A 17,577-nucleotide genomic window follows, 5' to 3' on the forward strand; every position below is an offset into this window, starting at 1 on the left:
CCCCAGGAGACGGGGGCTTCGCCGGTGAGTCGGCGGGCCATGAGAACGACCGTGGCCAGGTGGTCGCCGCCGTCCACCCACACCTTGCGCAGGGTGGGAGGGGCGGCGGCGACCTGGTCGACCGGATGGGTGCCGCGGCACGGGCGTCTCGGGATGTTGGTTACACCGCAGCGCCCGGCCCCATGCGCAGCAGTTCTTCGCGAGGCGATCCGCTGCCCCTTTGGGGCATGACGACGTATCGGGAGTCCTCCAGCAGCCCCAGCAGATAGTTGCCGTATCCGCTCTTGAGCAGCGGCTGGGCCAGTTTCCGGAGCCGGTCGTCGTCGATCAGGCCGGCCCGCCAGACCGCCTCCTCGACGCAGCCGACCTTGAAGCCCTGGCGTTCCTCGATCACCCGGACGAATTCCGAAGCCTGAACCATGGAGTTGAAGGTTCCGGTGTCGAGCCACGCGGTGCCCCGGTCGAGCCGGGTGACGTGCAGCGCCCCGGCTTCCAGATAGACGCGGTTGAGGTCGGTGATCTCCAACTCACCCCTGACGCTGGGCCGTAGGCCGCGGGCGATGTCCACGACGTGGTTGTCGTAGAAGTACAGTCCGGGCACGGCGTACCGGGACCTGGGCCGGGCCGGCTTCTCCTCGATGGACAGCGCTTGGCCCAGTTCGTCGAACTCCACCACGCCATAGGCCGAGGGGTTGGCGACCTGGTAGGCGAATACCCTGCCGCCCTTCAGATCGTCGTGGCGGGCCAGCCGTGAGCCAAGGCCGCTGCCGTGAAAGATGTTGTCGCCCAGAATCAGGGCGACCGGCTCATTGTCGATGAAGTCGGCTCCCAGTACGAAAGCATGAGCAATGCCCTCCGGGCGCTCCTGTGCCACGTATTCCAGTCGCAGGCCCAGTTGACTGCCGTCGCCGAGCAACCGGCGGAATTGGTGCTGGTCTTCGGGGGTGGTGATGATCAGAATCTCCCGGACACCGGCCATCACCAGTGTGGAGAGCGGGTAATAGACCATGGGCTTGTCGAAGACCGGCAGCAGTTGCTTCGACACCGAGCGGGTCAACGGCCAAAGTCGCGAGCCGGTGCCTCCGGCCAACAGGATTCCGCGCATGGCATCACCATAGGCGAATTGCCCATGAATGCCGCTTTTTCACACGGCCGAGGACTGGCCTCGATTCATCAGCTCGGTTCGATCGCTACGCCGCAGACCTTCCCCGCGGCCTCCCGGTCATCGGCTTCACGACTCCCGAAAGTTCCCCGCCACCAACGAACTGGTGGCGGTGCTGCTACACCCCGGCTTTGTCGGCACTGCTCCCACCCTCCCCGGCGCCTCACGGCGCGCGAAGGCGCCCCTGAACGCCTTCCAGATCACCTTCGGTCGACACCCCAGCCAACAACCGAACCCCCACAAACCAAGAGCAACCCCGAGTTGGCATTCCTCCCCATGGCGTTCACCGCAGGAGTCGGATGTTTCGGACACTGGGTCGATACCGGCTTCAAAAACGCCGTCGTCGAACACGGGGCCGGCCTCGGAATCGACGTCGAGGGTGTCGCCAGAAACCCGGGAGTCCGTGGCTTCCATGTCGTCAAAAGGTGCTGGGTGGTGGAGCGGAGTATCAGACGGATCGCGATGCGCCAACGCCTCACCCGCGGCTACGAGGCCCTGCCCGCCGACTCCGAGGCCATGATCCGCATCGCCTCGGTCGACAACCTCACCAAGCGCATAACGGACGAGACCGCACCCACCCCGCGAGGAACCCAATAGGACATAAGGGGTAATCCGTCCACGTCAAACGCCCTCTCAGACGTTGATGTCGAAGAAGAAGAGCTGCACCAGGCGGTGGGTGCCGTGCTCCCCGGCGAAGTGCTCGTACGACGTGGCCGAGTGCATCAGCTTCGCGTCCCAGATCACCAGCCGGTTGTACTGACCGTAGACCGACTCGATCAGCTCCCAGTTGTCCTCGTGCTCCAAGTTGTAGGGGTCGTAGACGACCGAGCGCGCGGCCTCGACGGCCTCGGAGCTGCCGAGGCGCGCCTGTTCCTTCGGATGGCTGGGCGCACGCCGGCAGCCGTAGGTCCTGTCGCGCCAGAAGCTGGTGCCGGCACCGGGAGGCGGGTTCGGGTTCAGGTAGATCGCGGCGGCGTAGCTCTGCGAGTCGTGGTGCCAGACCAGCGGGTCGTCGTGCGCGGTCTGCTGAAAGACGCCGTTGGCGTTGTGGCCGAGCCATTCGGTGACCGGAGTGCCGAGCAGCCGCGAGAACTCCTCGCGCAGGCCGGGCCAGAGGAACCGGTGGTCGCTGCGCAGGCCTTTGAAGTACTGCAGATCGGTGTGGTAGCTGGCGCTGAGCGCGATCTCGCGCACCTCGTCCGGGTCGTCGAGGAAGTCATCCACGGAGAGCAGGTGCGGTGCGGTGGGGGTGAACAGCCGCTTCGCGGCGGGCTTGAGCTGCGCATCCTCAAGGGTGGGGGCGGGGACCACGATCGGCAGCTGCGCCGGGCCGCTGGAGATCAGGTAGCCACCGTCACCGCGGTCCTCCAGCACGACAGCGGCCTCACCACCGAAGTTGAGCTGCTCCCCCGAGTTGAATGACATGGCCAGACTTCCTTCGTCGTGCGCTGACTGACGCTCGAAGATTACTGGCCGAATCCTCGCAATTGCCAGTTTTCGCCGCATAAGTACCCACATCGGCGCAGTCGCTGGTCAGATCGCGTCGACAGTTTTCCCCCTGGTACACATTCCAGGCGAACTCGGCCGCGTTCTCCCCGGCCTACCCAGGCCTGATGCGCCTGGTCTCCGAGTTCACCCACCTCGGCGACCTTGATCGCAGCGGTGGCCCTGGCGGCGCTCGTCGCGCTCTTCCGGCGCACGGCCGAAATCGCGCGCCCTCTGGTCGCGATGACGCCGGCACCGCTCGGACTGTTGGGGTATGTGGGCCGGGCCTGCTGGCGGATCGTCATGGCGCTGCCGATCCCCATCGTCCTGTTGGTGCGGCTGCGCCCACCCGCCGTCCTGATGGTCCACACGCTGGTCACCATCGCCACCGTGCTTGGACTGTGCGCCGGGGCCGGCCCCCGTACGAACGTATGCCAGCGGCGGGCCAGTTGACCTCGGTCGCCGAGCAACCGGCGGAGCCGGTAATGGTTTTCGGGGGTGGATGATCAGAACCGAGAACTGGGCCGGGGGCCCGCCCGTACGCCGTTGTACGGGCGGGCCCCCGGCCCGGTTGGTGGTGCTGTCACCGCGGCCGGTCTTGACGACGTCGCAGGTCAGGGCAAGCCGGACCGGCCGCGGAGTTGTTTTGGGGCTAGCCCAGGCGCTGCACCAGCGCCCGGTACTCGTCCCACAGTTCCTTCGGGGTGTGGTCGCCGAAGGTGTTGAGGTGCTCGGGCACCAGCGCCGCCTCCTCGCGCCACACGTCCTTGTCGACGGTGAGCAGGAAGTCGAGGTCGGACTCGGACAGGTCGAGGCCCTTGGTGTCGAGGGCCCCCTTGGCCGGCAGGATGCCGATGGGGGTCTCGACGCCCTCGGCCCGGCCGTCGAGGCGGTCCACGATCCACTTCAGGACACGGCTGTTCTCACCGAAGCCCGGCCACACGAACTTGCCCGCGTCGTTCTTGCGGAACCAGTTCACGTAGTAGATCTTCGGCAGCTTCGCCTGGTCCTTGTCCTTGGCGACGTCGACCCAGTGCCCCATGTAGTCGCCCATGTTGTAGCCGCAGAACGGCAGCATGGCGAAGGGGTCGCGGCGCAGCTCGCCGACCTTGCCCTCGGCGGCGGCGGTCTTCTCGGAGGCCACGTTGGCGCCGAGGAAGACGCCGTGGTTCCAGTCGAAGGACTCCGTCACCAGTGGTACGGCGGTGGCGCGGCGCCCGCCGAAGAGGATCGCCGAGATCGGCACGCCCTTGGGGTCCTCCCACTCGGGCGCGATGATCGGGCACTGCGAGGCGGGAACGGTGAAACGGGCGTTCGGGTGCGCGGCGGGCGTACCGGACTCCGGCGTCCAGTCGTTGCCCTTCCAGTCGATCAGGTGGGCCGGAGTCTCCTCCGTCATGCCCTCCCACCAGATGTCGTTGTCGTCGGTGAGCGCGACGTTGGTGAAGACGGAGTTGCCCCACAGCGTCTTCATCGCGTTGGCGTTGGTGTGCTCACCGGTGCCGGGCGCGACGCCGAAGAAACCGGCCTCGGGGTTGATCGCGTACAGCCGGCCGTCCTCGCCGAACCGCATCCAGGCGATGTCGTCACCGATCGTCTCGACGGTCCAGCCGGAGACGGTGGGCTCCAGCATGGCGAGGTTGGTCTTGCCGCAGGCGCTCGGGAAGGCGGCGGCGACGTACTTCGACTCTCCCTGCGGCGGGGTCAGCTTCAGGATGAGCATGTGCTCGGCGAGCCAGCCCTCGTCGCGCGCCATCACGGACGCGATACGCAGGGCGTAGCACTTCTTGCCGAGCAGCGCGTTGCCGCCGTAGCCCGAGCCGTACGACCAGATCTCGCGGGACTCGGGGAAGTGCGAGATGTACTTGGTGGAGTTGCACGGCCACGGCACGTCCGCCTCGCCCTCGGCCAGCGGCGCTCCGAGCGTGTGCACAGCACGCACGAAGAAACCGTCGGAGCCGAGCTCGTCCAGGACGGGCTGTCCCATGCGGGTCATGGTGCGCATGGACACGGCGACGTACGCGGAGTCGGTGATCTCGACGCCGATCGCGGAGAGGTCCGAGCCGAGCGGTCCCATGCAGAACGGGACGACGTACATCGTCCGGCCCTTCATCGAGCCGCGGAAGATGCCCTGGTCCCCCGCGAATATCTCCCGCATCTCGGCGGGCGCCTTCCAGTGGTTGGTCGGCCCCGCGTCCTCCTCCTTCTCGGAGCAGATGAACGTCCGGTCCTCGACCCGTGCGACATCGGTCGGGTCGGAGGCGGCGTGGTAGGAATGCGGGCGCTTGATCGGGTCGAGCTTCTTGAAGGTGCCCTTTTGTACGAGCTCCCCGCACAGTCGCTCGTACTCGGCCTCGGATCCGTCACACCAGACCACGTTGTCCGGCTGGGTCAGTTCTGCGATCTCGTTCACCCACGAGATCAGTTCCTTGTGCTGGGTGGGGACGGTGGAGGGAGCCGCGATGTCGCGCGCCACGATTGCTCCTAGATGAGGGGTTTTTTGTTGAGGCCCCGTGGGGGCTGCGACCCGGATGCTGCGGGGCGTGGAAACCCTCGGCGCTCATCCGGTGCCGACCGCACTCATTTGATCATCCGACGGGTTCGCCCATATGTCCAGAGGGCCTCACACGTGAGCGGAGTGAGCATCGCCACGTGTATCCGCGTTTCTTTGCGTACACGTTTGGTTCAGCTGAAGGTTTTTTTGCGTAAGCGCCGCCTTGGGCCACGCTTGTGAGAACATGGCCACTCTTGGCTGTTCCGCGTGCCGTACCGATACGTAACTTACGGTTCCGTAGGTAGGATTCCGCCTATGACTGCGCCCGTCCCCGACGCACCCACGGACTCGCCGGCCGCAGGCCGCAGCCCCGTAGCGCTCTCCCCGTCGCATCCGGTCAAACCCAAGCTCCGCGGCTGGCTGCACCTCGGCATGTTCCCGGCCGTCCTGATCTCCGGTCTGGTACTCACCGCCCTGGCCAGCTCCACCCGCGCCCGCATCGCCTGCGGAATCTTCGTCCTGACGGCCTGCCTCCTGTTCGGAGTGAGCGCGCTCTACCACCGCGGCAACTGGAGCCCGCGGATGGACGGCGTGCTGCGCAGGCTCGATCACGCCAACATCTTCCTGATCATCGCGGGCACCTACACACCGCTGACGATGCTCCTGCTCCCGGGCGCCAAGGGGCAGTGGCTCCTGTGGAGCATCTGGGCCGCCGCGGCGGCCGGCATCATCTTCCGGGTGTTCTGGGTCGGCGCCCCGCGCTGGCTCTACACCCCTTGCTACATCGCGATGGGCTGGGCGGCCGTCTTCTTCCTCCCGGACTTCATGCGCACCGGCGGGATCGCCGTCCTGGTCCTGGTGATCGTCGGCGGACTGCTCTACAGCGCGGGCGGTGTGATCTACGGGATCAAGCGCCCCAACCCGTCACCCCGCTGGTTCGGCTTCCACGAGGTCTTCCACTCCCTCACCCTCGCGGCGTTCGTCGTGCACTACGTGGGCATCTCGCTGGTGGCCTACCAGCACGGATAGCCCCCTCCCACCAGCTCCTCCCAAAGGGCCGCGGCTTACGAGCCGCGGCCCTTCGCCATGCCCGGACACACCACACCCCAACACCAAGAGCCTCAATCCATGCCGTACGACCGTCGCCGACGGGTACGGGTTCACCGCGCTGTGGCTGTCGATCGCCGGGCTCGGCTTCGGCTTCTCGCGGCGGCCCTGCTCCCGAACACCAAGCCGGCCCACGGCACGCCGGACCCCAGCCCCGGCCCCGACCCCGACATGGCCGTCACCCCGGCAGATGCCCGACAATGACCACCATGGCCGCCTCCGCACACAGCTCCACGCCGGACGCGGAGCCCCGGATGGGGCTCCGCGAACGGAAGAAGCTCAAGACCCGTATCGCGATCCGCGACGCGACCTACCGGCTGATCCGGGAGCAGGGGTACGACGCGACGACCGTCGAGCAGATCGCGGAGGCGGCCGAGGTCTCCGCGTCCACGGTGTTCCGCTACTTCCCCACCAAGGAGGACATCGTCCTCACCGACGAGGACGACCCGTTCATCAAGGCGGAACTGCGCGCCCGGCCCGCCGACGAGTCATGGCCGGACTCCATCCGGTACGTGATGCGCAAGGCCATCGGCCTCGGGATCGGCAAGAACCTCGAGGAGTCCCGGGTACGGACCCAGCTCATGGTGGACGTGCCCGCCGTGCGCTCCCGGATGATGGAGAGCATGTCGGTCAGTGGCCGCATGCTCTGCGAGATCCTCGCCGAACGCACCGGCCGCGACCCCGACAGCCTGGAGGTCCGCGTCTACGCGATGTCCTTCATCGGCGGCCTCATGGAGACCTCCCTGTACTGGGCCGAGAACGGTCACCAAGGGGATCTCGCGGACCTCGTCGACCGCGCCCTGGACGTCCTCGAAAACGGCCTGCCGGTCCACAACGCCTGAAACCGCGCCACATGTACACCTGCTACATTTGTTACATGAGCGATCCCGTGATTGCCCCCATGGCCGACGTTCGCAAGCACCTGGCGGACGTCATAGACCGCGCTCACCGGGGCGAGACCCCCACCATCATCACGCGGCGAGGCAAGCAGGAAGCCGTGGTGATCGACATCGACGAGTACCAGCGCCTGCGTGAGCTCGCGGAGCGGACCGAAGACGCCTGGCTCAACCGGCTGGCCGACGAGGCGGAGTCCGAGGGCCTTGAAGGATCCGTCTCGCTCGAAGAGATGGCTGCCCTGCTCCGCTCCCACCACGCCTGACCGCGATGGGGTACGTCACACGATTCACGCCGCACGCGCAGCGGGACATGCTCAAGATCCCCCGCCCGGATGCCCTGCGGATCCTCCACCGGCTCACCGAGCTTCAGAAGGCCTTGGACGCGAACGACACCTCGTCGCTCGACATCAAGGCCCTCCAGGGGCACAGCGCGCGCTGGCGACTCCGGGTCGGCGACCACCGCGCGGTGTACACGGTCGAGGACGGTCAACTCGTCGTGTGGGTCCTCACCGTCGCCCATCGCCGGGACGTCTACCGGGACCTGTGAGTCCCGCCGTGGTGACCCGCAAACTCCCTGCCGGTCTCGAAGGGATCATGACATCCTGACCGGGTGAACGGACCGGAGATCCACGTCGCATTCGCCCCCGAGCTGGGGATGTTCGTCCCGCACGGGCGGCGGTCGGGCGCCACGGTGATCGCCACCGACGGCTCCTCCACCCTCGGCCATGTCGTCGAGTCGCTCGGCGTCCCGCTGACCGAGGTGGGCGCCCTCGTCGTGGACGGCCGCGAGGTGCCCGTCTCGCACATCCCGGCGGCCGGCGAGACCGTCGACGTACGGGCGGTCGAGCGCCCGCAGCGGGTCCCCGGTGCCCCGCTCCGTTTCCTCCTCGACGTCCACCTCGGCACCCTCGCCCGCCGGCTCCGTCTCCTCGGGGTCGACTCGGCGTACGAGTCGACGGACATCGGTGACCCGGCCCTCGCCGCGCGCTCCGCCGCCGAACGGCGCGTGATGCTCAGCCGTGACCGGGGCCTGCTGCGCCGCCGGGAGCTGTGGGCGGGCGCGTTCATCTACAGCACCCGGCCCGATGACCAACTCCGGGACGTGCTCGGCCGGTTCGCACCCGAGCTGAAGCCCTGGACGCGCTGCACCGCCTGCAACGGCCTCCTCAAAGAGGCCACCAAGCAGCAGGTCGCCGGGCAGTTGGAGGGCGGCACCGAGCGGTCGTACGACGTGTTCGCGCAGTGCGAGGAGTGCGGGCGCGCCTACTGGAAGGGCGCGCACCACGACAGCCTGGAGGCCATCGTGGGGCGCGCCCTCGCCGAGTTCGGAACCGGTTGAGAACTAGCGGCGCTTCAGATCCTTGGCTCCGCAGGCCACCCCGTCCTTGTTCGGGTCGAGGCCCAGCGGGTCGTCCTTGCCGTTGACCTTCAGGCGGCCGTAGTCGTTCGTCTTCAGCCAGGCGCACCGTGAGGCCGTCGTCTTTTTGACGCCGTCCGGGAAGACGGTCGGCACGCAGACGTTGATCGTGCCGTAGTGCCGGTCGCAGCCGGAGATCGTGGTGCTGACCTTCTGCGAGGTCCGCTTCTTGCCGCCCTTGGTGACCGTGCCCTCAAGGGAGTCGGCGAAGGAGTGGACGTGGGCCGAGGCGGTGTCCGTGGCCAGCGCGGAGGGGCCCTGGAGGTGCACCCACTTGGCGACCGACGGGACGCCGTTCGCGTCGACCGCGAAGAGCATGTACCAGCCCGGCGGAGCCATGTCGGGGTTGCTCGTCACGTTCAGGTCGACGTTGTTGCCGTCCACCGACAGGGGGAGGTCCACGAAACGCTGGTTCGGGTCGGAGGAGTGCGTCACCGCGGCCGGGCGGATCAGCTCGGCCTTCACGATGGGCCGGTCGACCGTGATGCGCTGCGTGTCGCCGTACACCCACTCGCTGTCGATCACCGAGGTGATCGTCGGGCGGGTGCCCTTGAGGAGGTAGGGCGGGGTGTAGATGGACACGTTGTGGTTCCAGGTGCCGTTGCCCGGGTTGTCGCCGGTGGCCATCACCCGGCCGTCGGGCAGCAGGAACGCGGAGGAGTGGTAGCCGCGTGCCTCGGGATCGGCGGCCACCGGGTCGAAGGTGGAGGTCGCCGGGTCGAACATCGACGCCTCGAAGACGGGATTGGCGCGGTTGTGCAGCCCGCCGCCCGTCTCCAGCACCTTGCCGTCCGGCAGGAGTACGGCGGAGACGTACATCTTGCCCTGGTTGCCGGTCTCGGCGACCTTGCCGTTGCCGAGGTCGACCGTGCCCTGCGGGATCTGCGGGCCGACGGTGTACGTCGGGTTCGCGGCCTTCAGGTCGATGATGTCGGTGAGCCGGTTCGCCTCCGGGTTGGAGTCGATGTTGCCGCCGCCGATCGTCAGCACCTTCTGGTCCTGGGCCGGGGGCAGCAGCACGCTCGCGGACTGGTCGCGCTCGTCCTTGTTCTGCAGCCCCGAGATCGCCGTCACCGTGTTGGCGTCGTAGTCGTAGATCGACGAGCCCGTGCCCGGCGTGCCGTTGCCGAAGACATGGCTGCCGGAGTAGAAGAGTCGCCCGTCCTGCATGAGGATCATCGACGGGTACAGACCCCAGTACGACCAGGTCTGGTTGACCTGCGTGAACGGCAGCCACTGCTGCTGCGCCGCCGACCAGCGCTCGGCCGTCACCGAACCGGTGGAGTCCTCGCGCAGCCCGCCGAACGAGATGACGTCACCGTTGCCGAGCTCGGTGGCCGACGGATACCAGTGGCCGTCGTTCAGGTCGTTCGTCTTGCTGTACGTCTCGGTGACCGGGTCGAAGATGTACGAGTCCTTGTACCCCTCGTAGCCGTGCCCGCCCGCGACCGGGAACGCCTTGTTGCCGCTCATCACCAGCACCCGCCCGTCGGCGAGCTGGACATGCCCCGAGCAGAACATGTCCTTCGGCGTGGGGATCACCTTGTACGTACCGTTCACCGGGTCGTAGACCGCGCTGGTGAACGTGCCCGCGTCGAAGTTCTCCTCGCTGTTGCCGGAGCCCGCGATCAGCAGCACCTTGCCGTTGTTGAGGACGACGGAGTGCATGGAGCGCACCGGGTTCTGCGTGGGCAGCACGTCCCAGCGGCCGTTCGCGCACTCGTCGGCGGTGGCGGTGCAGGTGGCCGGCGGGATCGGGTCGGAGACCTGTTCCATCGTGTAGTCGTCGGTGGTCGCCGAGCCGGTGCCGTACACCGAGACGCCCCAGGTGATGCGGTCGGTACCGGCCGGGACCGCGGGAGTGCGGACGCCCGCCTGCGTCCAGCTCGCGGCCATGTCCAGCGTCTTGAGGTCGGTCCAGTACTGCCAGCCCGCCGTGGTGTCGTGCCGGAAGAGGGTGATCGCGGTGTCCGGGGTGGTCGACTTGTACCAGAGGCCGAGATCGTACTGCTTGCCCGCGGTGACCACCGGCGCGCAGGTCGCGGACTCCGTGATCAGCGCCTTGCGGTCGCCGTCGACACGCCGGGTCAGCGTGACCTTCATGGCCTTGGAGCCGGAGTGGGAGTCGGCGACGGTGGAGAAGGTGAAGTCGTTGTCGCCCCAGCCGGACTTCTCCCAGCAGTACGGCATGCCGTCCGTGCCGTCGGTCTCGAAGCCCGGGTTGGTGACGAGGTTGGCGGCGGAGGCGGGCTGGGGCGAGACGAGCAGCAGCCCGGCGGCCAGACCCACCACGGCCAGGAGCGAGGTTCTCCGTCTGGGTCGTACCAGGTATGTCACGCGGCTCTCCTTGTTGCGCGGCTGCGGCTCCCGCCCGCGGGCTCACTGCTGCGGCGCGGCAGATAGACCAGCGCCTCGGTCCCCACGAAGCGCAGGACGAAGGTCGTCACCAGGGCCAGCGCGGTCGCGGACAGCGCGCCCATCCCGAAGTGGTCGACGAACAGGGCGATCAGCGGGATGCGCAGCACCAGATCGGCGTTGGCGAGCAGCCCGAACCGGCCCACCCGGTCCCACCAGGTGCGGTGCCCCCGGCGCTCACGGAACAGCAGATGCTCGATGAGCAGGAAGTTCCAGGCCACGCCGAGCTGGTTGGCGAGGATCTCCGCCGGTACGTAGTGCATGCCGGCGGCCGTGAGCGCGTACAGGCCGAGCAGGTTCGGCACGAAGCCGGTGGCGCCGATCAGGCCGAAGACCACCATCCGGGCGACCGGCGAGGCGGTGCGCAGCCCGACCAGGTGACGCAGGAACCGGAAGCCCTCCTGCGCGGTCGACTTGGACTCGCCGGCGAACCGGTCCTGGAAGACGAAGGGCACCTCGGTGACCTGGCGGGGACGGCTGCGCACGGCGAGTTCGAGGAGGATCTTGTAGCCGAGCGGCTGGAGGATGTCGGCGGTGACCGCGCTGCGGCGGATCGCGAAGAAGCCGCTCATCGGGTCGCTGATGCCGCGCAGTCTGCGCGGGAAGAGCGTCTTGGTCAGCCAGGTCGCGCCGCGGGAGACGGCGATGCGGTAGCCGCCCGCGAGCCCCTCGCGGCTGCCGCCCTTGATGTACCGGCTGGCGACGACGAGCCCGGCGTTCGCGCGCTCACCGGAGGCGACCAGCTCCGGTACCAGGGACGGCGGATGCTGGCAGTCGCCGTCCATGACGACGATCCAGTCGGAGCCGGCCGCCTTCAGCCCCTCGACGACCGCGCCGCCGAGCCCGCCCACGGGTTGGTCGCGGTGCAGCACGGTCACCGGGAACGGGCAGTCCTGCGCCTCCCGGGAGATCACCTCGGGGGTGTCGTCCGTGGAGTCGTCCACGAAGACGACCTCGCAGGGCAGCCGGGACGGCACGGACTCGGTGATCTGGTGCAGGAGTTCGCGGATGTTCGCGGACTCGTTGAAGGTGGGGACGACGATGGTGACGGCGCCGGGCTCGGGAACTGTGTTTTCGCGCTCGGTTCGCCTCCGGGGCGCTCCAGCCGGTGTCGAGAGGGCGATCGTGCTCAACCCTTCGGGCCTCCGCGCTCCCCCACTCTCGACTTCGCTCGAGCGGGGGGACCCCCATGCCCTCTCGACACCGGCGCGCCCCTCCGGCTCACTCGCGGTGGCCGCGCGTACGGCGGGATCTCCCAGCTCCCCGGGGACAGTGCTCTCGAAACTGCTCATCGACTGCCTCCGGACGCCGTCGTGGTCATGGTGTTTCCTGTGCTGTCGTAGATCCGCCGGATCTCGATCCGGTCCGCGCCCTTGCCGAAGGTGGCGACCGGCGTCGAGTGCTCGATGGCCGCCTTGACGTTGGGCAGGTCGACCGCGTCGCGCCGCACCGTCGGGGAGGCGACGACGTAGTCGATGTCCTTCCAGCCGCGCGGCATCGTCTTGGTCACCGCGGGGTCGAGGTCCGCCTTGTAGAACCAGATGACGCCGAGCCCGGGCCGGTAGCCGTCGTGGACGAGGTCGAGCCAGAGGGCGTCGTCGACGAGGACCCGGGTGTCCGCCGGGTCCTGGACCTCGGTCTTCAGCCAGGAGGCCGCCGCCCGGTAGGGGGCGTTGGCGTCGGCGGTCACGGCGGTGTGATCGCCGTCGTACCAGTGCGGCAGGACATAGCCGGCGGCGACCGCCACGAGCGCGGCCGCTGTCACCCGCCGTCCCCAGGTGACGTACGGCTTCTCCTCCTCGCTCCGCCACCTGCGCAGCACCAGATGGGCGAGGCTGGCGGTGCCTCCGGCGAGAACGAGCGCGAGGAAGGGGAGCGCCTGGATGACGTACATCGCGGGCAGGTAGCCGCTGGGGCGCAGCGCCACCAGGGCGAGGATCGCCACGACGAGCGCGGGTCCGGCCAGCGCGCGGGCGGTGACCGACCAGCGCCAGGAGACCAGGAGCAGGAGCGCTCCGGCGAGGCCGCCGAGGATCAGCACCCGGTCGTAGTAGAGCCAGGAGTGCAGCACGCCGTACGAACCGGAGCCGGGGTCGAGGATGAAGCCGGAGCCGGGGCGGCTCATCTGGTACGTGATGCCGTCCCAGAGCGAGACATGGCCCGCGCCCGGCAGCAGCTCGCCCTTGAGCAGGGCGAACAGCGGATACGCGAGGCCGATCAGGGTGCAGGCGGTGATGGCTCCGGTGAGTGCGAACTTGCGGGTGTCGCGGTGGCCGTGACGCCACATCGTCACCAGGAGCGCCGGCAGGATGACGAGCATCGTCTCCTTGGTGAGCACGGCGGCGGCGGCCACGATGCCCGCCGCGAAGTGGTGCCAGAGGTGGCGGCTCGGGGACGCGGCGAGGCAGAACGCGAGCAGCGTCCACATCACCGCGATGTTGTCGAGGAAGATCTCGCGCTGCAGCACGACCGACAGCGGGGAGAGCCCGAAGAGCGCCATCGCGAGCCCGGCGGCCCAGCGCGGCAGCGAGAGGCGGCGCGCGAGGACGTACAGGAGGACCGCGCTCACCGCGCTGACCGCGAGCATCGCGACCCGCATCGAGCCGACCGTCATCAGGGAGGGGCTGATGTGGGCGGGAATCCAGGTCAGGGCGGCTATCTGGATCCAGCCCAGCGGCGGGTGGTCGTACCAGTACGTGTAGTGCGCGAGGCCCTTGCCCTGCTGGACCGCCCACGCCTGGGCGAGATAGGTGCCCTCGTCGTCGCTGAGGGTCGGGTAGTCGGCGATGTTCCAGCCCTGCACGACGATGATCGCCAGCAGCAGGACGCCGCACAGCAGGAGGTCGGGGCGCGAGGTGCGCAGCCGCTGGAGCGGGGGGTGGTCGTGGACGATGTCGGGCGCGGTGGGTCGCGCCGCGGGGACCGTGGAGGTGGTCACCGCGGGAAGTGTCGAGGTCACGCGGGAAGGTCCTCTCGGGACTTTCGGTATATTTCTGGATGTTCTGGCCCAAAGCCTGCGGAACCAGGGCATACGGAACCAAGGCGTTCCCGCCGGAGTGGATGCCCGGCGGGTCGCCTCAGGCCCTAGTGGGTCGCTTCGGCCTCGGCGAGGTGCGCACCGACATGGCTGGTCAACTCCCAGTCGTTGCGGCCCCTTTGCTCACGCCATACGGCACGGACGGCCGCACCGGCGAGGAGCACCTGATAGAAGGGGCCGCCGACCACGAGTTTCAGGTAGTGGACGAAGCGGACGCGGAGCCCGTACTGCTTGCCGAAGTCGTGCAGTCCGACGAGCTCGAAGACGAAGGTGACCAGGGCGGTCACGGCCGGCAGGAAGGTGATGAAGGCGATGCCGACCGGCACGTCCAGGAAGAGCGCGATGGCCACGTTGAGCGGGATGACCACCCCGGAGACGGCCTGCAGATACGGCGTCATGAGCGTGTAGCGGGCCAGCAACCGCTGCCCGAAGCCCGGCAGTTGCTTCCAGTCCTTCTTGCGGTAGACCTGCAGGAAGCCCTGGTTCCACCGGGTGCGCTGCTTCATCAGCGACACCAGGCTGCCCGGGGTCTCCTCCCGGGTCACCATGTCGGAGTCGTAGGCGACGACGACCTTCTTGCCGACGCTGGAGAGCCGTACGCCCAGGTCGCAGTCCTCGGCGAGGCACTCGGGATCCCAGCCGTCCGCTTCCCTCAGCACATCCGTCCGTACGAAGACGGTGTTGCCGCCCAGCGGGATGAACCCCTTCTGCGCGTGCAGGTGCAGCCGCGAGCGGAACCAGAAGAAGTACTCCAGGCAGTTGCGCAGGCTGTACCAGCTGGAGTTGAAGTTGATGAGCTGGACCCCGCCCTGGACGACGTCCGCACCCGTCGTGCGGAACGCGTGGTCGACGTGGGCGAGCAGCTCCGGGTGGACCTGGTCCTCGGCGTCGAAGACTCCGACGACGTCGCCGCGGCAGTGCGGCAGCGCCGTGTTCATGGCCTTCGGCTTGTTCTTCTTCTCATGGTGGTCGACGACGACGCGCACCCGTTCGTCGCGGGCGGCGGCCTGCCGGGCGACCGTGGTGGTCTCCGGGTCGTCGTGCCCGACGATGACGATGATCTCGAAGTCGGTGTGGCTCGACTCCAGCAGCCGCTGGATGGTGTGGTCGAGCACGGCCTGTTCGTGGCGGGCCGGCAGGAGCAGCGAGAAGGCCAGCCGGTCATCGCCGTCCGGTCTGCTGAACCGGGTGGAAGCCAGCACCTCGGGCGTGCGCCACGCGTGCATCTGCCACCAGAGAGTGAAAGCCGCCATCCAGAACAAGGCCAGTGAAACGGCAGCAATAAAGACAGACGTGAGCAACAGATCCCCCCAGATCCCAAAACCCCCAGTCGCGACGATGTGTCACATCCATCGCGTCACGGTGCAGAGACTATGGGTGATCTGTGAAGCGCGCAGGCCCTTCTGGTGAAGAGCGTGTTTCATCACTGTCGGATGATTTGCTGAACAATTCGAACAGTGGTCGCGTTTCTACCGGTTGATGAGTGGTTCGGCGATCTGCGTTTCAGCCGCTCAGGGCCGTGCGAAGCCGCTCAGGATCGGTCGTCGGAGCGTCACACGTGAAGTTACGGCAGACGTACGCGGCGGGTTCGCCCTTCACGAGTGGCCTGTCAACAAGGAGAGGCAGCTCGTCACTCTCCGGAGTGCCTACGGCGACGACGGCACCAGGCGCGGTGCCCAGCAGCGCCGTCCGGTGCAGGGCTTTTGTGGCGGGATGGTCGGCCGGCCCCACGACGGCGATCTCACGCGGCCCGTCGAGCAGCGCCTCGGCCACCGCCAGCCCCCAGCCGATGAAGCGGGGAGCGCGCGGCCCGAGCGCCTTCACGACGCCCAACGCCCGCTCGGCGGCGGTCCGATGGGGCTCGGTACCCGTCTGGGCCGCATAGCTCAGCAGGGCACCGGCCGCCGCGCTCCAGCCGGAGGGCGTGGCGTTGTCGGTGGGGTCCTGGGGGCGGCGGATGAGCCGCTCGGCGTCGGCCGCGGTGTCGTACAGCGTGCCGGACTCGGGATCGGTGAACCGCACGATCACCTGATCGAGCAGGAACCCGGCGAATTCCAGCCACACCCCTTCCCCGGTGACGGAGGCCAGCGCGAGGAACCCCTCGGCGACGTCGGCGTAGTCCTCCAACACCCCCGCATTCGCGCCGACTCGACCGTCCTTGCTGGTGCGGGCCAGCCGCGCCCGGTCGTCCATGTGCAGCCGTACGAGGAGGTCGGCGGCGGCGATGGCGGCGTCCACGAGGTCGGGGCGGTCGAAGTACGCTCCGATCTCCGCGAGGGCGGCCACGGCGAGCCCGTTCCAGGCGGCGACGATCTTGTCGTCGCGCCCGGGAGCGGGCCGCTCGGCGCGCGCGGCGAGCAGCCGACGTCGCATGTCGGCCACCTTCTCCCCGTCGAACAGCTCGTCCTGCTGCGGCAGTTGCAGAACGGAGGAGCCCTCTTCAAAGGTCCCCTCGTCCGTCACCCCGAAGTAGCGGGCGGCGAGTTCGGCGTCCTCCGCACCAAGAACGTCCCGGAGCTGCTGCGGGGTCCACACGTAGTACGCGCCCTCGACGTGCTTGCCCGTCCCGTCATCGCTGTCGGCGTCGAGCGCGGAGGCGAACCCGCCCTCATTCGTACGGAGTTCACTCACCATGAAGTCGGCGGTTTCGAGGGCGACGCGGCGGGCGAGCTCGGAGCCGGTGGAACGCCAGAGGTGCGCATACACACGACACAAAAGCGCATTATCGTACAACATCTTCTCAAAATGGGGCACAACCCACTCGCGATCGACGGAGTACCGGGCGAACCCCCCGCCGAGCTGGTCGTAGATCCCGCCCCGCGCCATCCGCTCACAGGTGTCCTGCGCCATCTGGAGGGCACCCTCGGAACCGGTCCGGGCATGGTGCCGCAGCAAGAACTCGATCACCATGGACGGCGGAAACTTGGGCGCACCCCCGAAGCCGCCGCGCGAGGCGTCGTACTCCCGGCTGAGCCCGAGCAGCGCCCCGGCCAGCTCCTCCTCCCCCGGCACCTCACCGCTCCCGAAACTCATCTCCCGGTCGGCGAGATCCCGCACGATCTTCCCCGCGACCTCGGCGACCTCGCCCCGTCGATCGGTCCAGGCACTGTGCACGCCTTCCAGCACCTGCCGGAAGGAGGGCATGCCATGGCGGGGGGCGGGCGGGAAATAGGTCCCGAAGTAGAAGGGCTCGGCGTCCGGCGTGAGGAACACGGTCATGGGCCAGCCGCCCTGACCGGTGGCGGCCTGCACGGCCTCCATGTAGACGGCGTCGACGTCGGGGCGCTCTTCGCGGTCGACCTTGATGTTCACAAAGTGGGCATTCATGTACAACGCGGTTTGTTCGTCTTCGAAACTTTCCCGTGCAAGGACATGGCACCAATGACAAGACGAATAGCCGACGCTGAGCAGCACGGGCACGCCGCGCTTCCTGGCCTCCTCAAATGCCTCGGCCGACCAGGGCCACCAGTCGACGGGGTTGTCAGCGTGCTGGAGGAGGTAGGGGGACGTCTCGTGGGCCAGTCGGTTCGGCATGGGTCCATCCTGCCGCAGTACCCGGCCCCT

14 protein-coding genes and 1 pseudogene are annotated in these 17,577 nt (G+C 68.2%); 7 read left to right on the top strand and 8 right to left on the bottom strand.

Annotated elements, in window-relative coordinates; translation table 11 throughout:
• Nucleotides 1–160 precede the first annotated feature (160 nt).
• Complete coding sequence (rfbA, locus tag OG747_RS16150; protein WP_405880033.1) at nt 161–1,105, bottom strand: glucose-1-phosphate thymidylyltransferase RfbA; 945 nt, start codon at nt 1,103–1,105, stop codon at nt 161–163.
• 369 nt (nt 1,106–1,474) lie between these two features.
• Between rfbA and OG747_RS16155 the strand changes: the two are divergent.
• Nucleotides 1,475–1,759, top strand: a pseudogene (locus tag OG747_RS16155) (IS5/IS1182 family transposase); the annotation flags it as partial.
• A gap of 36 nt (nt 1,760–1,795) precedes the next feature.
• Here the strand turns inward: OG747_RS16155 and OG747_RS16160 are convergent.
• Nucleotides 1,796–2,587: a DUF6445 family protein gene (locus OG747_RS16160; RefSeq protein ID WP_405880035.1), complete on the bottom strand. Its 792-nt coding sequence runs from the start codon at nt 2,585–2,587 to the stop codon at nt 1,796–1,798.
• Between the two features lie 225 nt (nt 2,588–2,812).
• Here OG747_RS16160 and OG747_RS16165 point away from each other — a divergent pair, with 225 nt between their 5' ends.
• The gene (locus tag OG747_RS16165) at nt 2,813–3,100 is read left to right on the top strand and encodes a hypothetical protein (RefSeq protein ID WP_405880036.1); all 288 of its coding nucleotides are present in this window, start codon (nt 2,813–2,815) and stop codon (nt 3,098–3,100) included.
• Nucleotides 3,101–3,299: 199 nt separating this feature from the next.
• Here the strand turns inward: OG747_RS16165 and OG747_RS16170 are convergent, their stop codons facing one another.
• Nucleotides 3,300–5,123, bottom strand: coding sequence for a phosphoenolpyruvate carboxykinase (GTP) (locus OG747_RS16170; protein WP_405880037.1), 1,824 nt, complete (start codon nt 5,121–5,123; stop codon nt 3,300–3,302).
• A gap of 333 nt (nt 5,124–5,456) precedes the next feature.
• On the opposite strand from OG747_RS16170, the gene OG747_RS16175 reads away from it, so the two are divergent.
• The 5 genes from OG747_RS16175 (at nt 5,457) to OG747_RS16195 (ending at nt 8,483) form a co-directional block, all read left to right on the top strand.
• Nucleotides 5,457–6,170 (top strand): hemolysin III family protein, encoded by a 714-nt coding sequence (locus OG747_RS16175; RefSeq protein ID WP_405880038.1) that lies wholly within the window; start codon nt 5,457–5,459, stop codon nt 6,168–6,170.
• Between the two features lie 278 nt (nt 6,171–6,448).
• Nucleotides 6,449–7,090 (top strand): TetR/AcrR family transcriptional regulator, encoded by a 642-nt coding sequence (locus OG747_RS16180; RefSeq protein ID WP_405880039.1) that lies wholly within the window; start codon nt 6,449–6,451, stop codon nt 7,088–7,090.
• Between the two features lie 35 nt (nt 7,091–7,125).
• Nucleotides 7,126–7,407 carry a type II toxin-antitoxin system Phd/YefM family antitoxin gene (locus OG747_RS16185; RefSeq protein WP_405880040.1) on the top strand — a complete coding sequence of 94 codons (282 nt, stop codon included), beginning with the start codon at nt 7,126–7,128 and terminating at the stop codon, nt 7,405–7,407.
• A 5-nt stretch (nt 7,408–7,412) separates the two neighbouring features.
• A complete protein-coding gene (locus OG747_RS16190) occupies nt 7,413–7,691 on the top strand; it encodes a type II toxin-antitoxin system RelE/ParE family toxin (protein ID WP_405880041.1) in 279 nt (92 codons plus the stop codon).
• A 63-nt stretch (nt 7,692–7,754) separates the two neighbouring features.
• Entirely contained in the window at nt 7,755–8,483 is a 729-nt protein-coding gene (locus tag OG747_RS16195; RefSeq protein ID WP_405880042.1) for a Mut7-C RNAse domain-containing protein, read from the top strand.
• Between the two features lie 3 nt (nt 8,484–8,486).
• On the opposite strand, the gene OG747_RS16200 is transcribed toward OG747_RS16195, so the two are convergent.
• From OG747_RS16200 to OG747_RS16220, 5 genes are all read right to left on the bottom strand, one after another.
• Entirely contained in the window at nt 8,487–10,889 is a 2,403-nt protein-coding gene (locus OG747_RS16200; protein WP_405885555.1) for a galactose oxidase-like domain-containing protein, read from the bottom strand.
• A 5-nt stretch (nt 10,890–10,894) separates the two neighbouring features.
• Nucleotides 10,895–12,100, bottom strand: coding sequence for a glycosyltransferase (locus tag OG747_RS16205; protein WP_405885556.1), 1,206 nt, complete (start codon nt 12,098–12,100; stop codon nt 10,895–10,897).
• A gap of 164 nt (nt 12,101–12,264) precedes the next feature.
• On the bottom strand, nt 12,265–13,935 hold the full coding sequence (locus OG747_RS16210) for an ArnT family glycosyltransferase (RefSeq protein ID WP_405880043.1): 1,671 nt from the start codon (nt 13,933–13,935) through the stop codon (nt 12,265–12,267).
• Nucleotides 13,936–14,060: 125 nt separating this feature from the next.
• Nucleotides 14,061–15,314, bottom strand: a complete 1,254-nt coding sequence (locus tag OG747_RS16215; RefSeq protein ID WP_405880044.1) for a glycosyltransferase — start codon at nt 15,312–15,314, stop codon at nt 14,061–14,063.
• A gap of 202 nt (nt 15,315–15,516) precedes the next feature.
• Nucleotides 15,517–17,547 carry a thioredoxin domain-containing protein gene (locus OG747_RS16220; protein WP_405880045.1) on the bottom strand — a complete coding sequence of 677 codons (2,031 nt, stop codon included), beginning with the start codon at nt 17,545–17,547 and terminating at the stop codon, nt 15,517–15,519.
• Nucleotides 17,548–17,577: the final 30 nt, after the last annotated feature.

Source organism: Streptomyces sp. NBC_01384 (genome assembly GCF_045040035.1).
GTDB lineage: Bacteria > Actinomycetota > Actinomycetes > Streptomycetales > Streptomycetaceae > Streptomyces.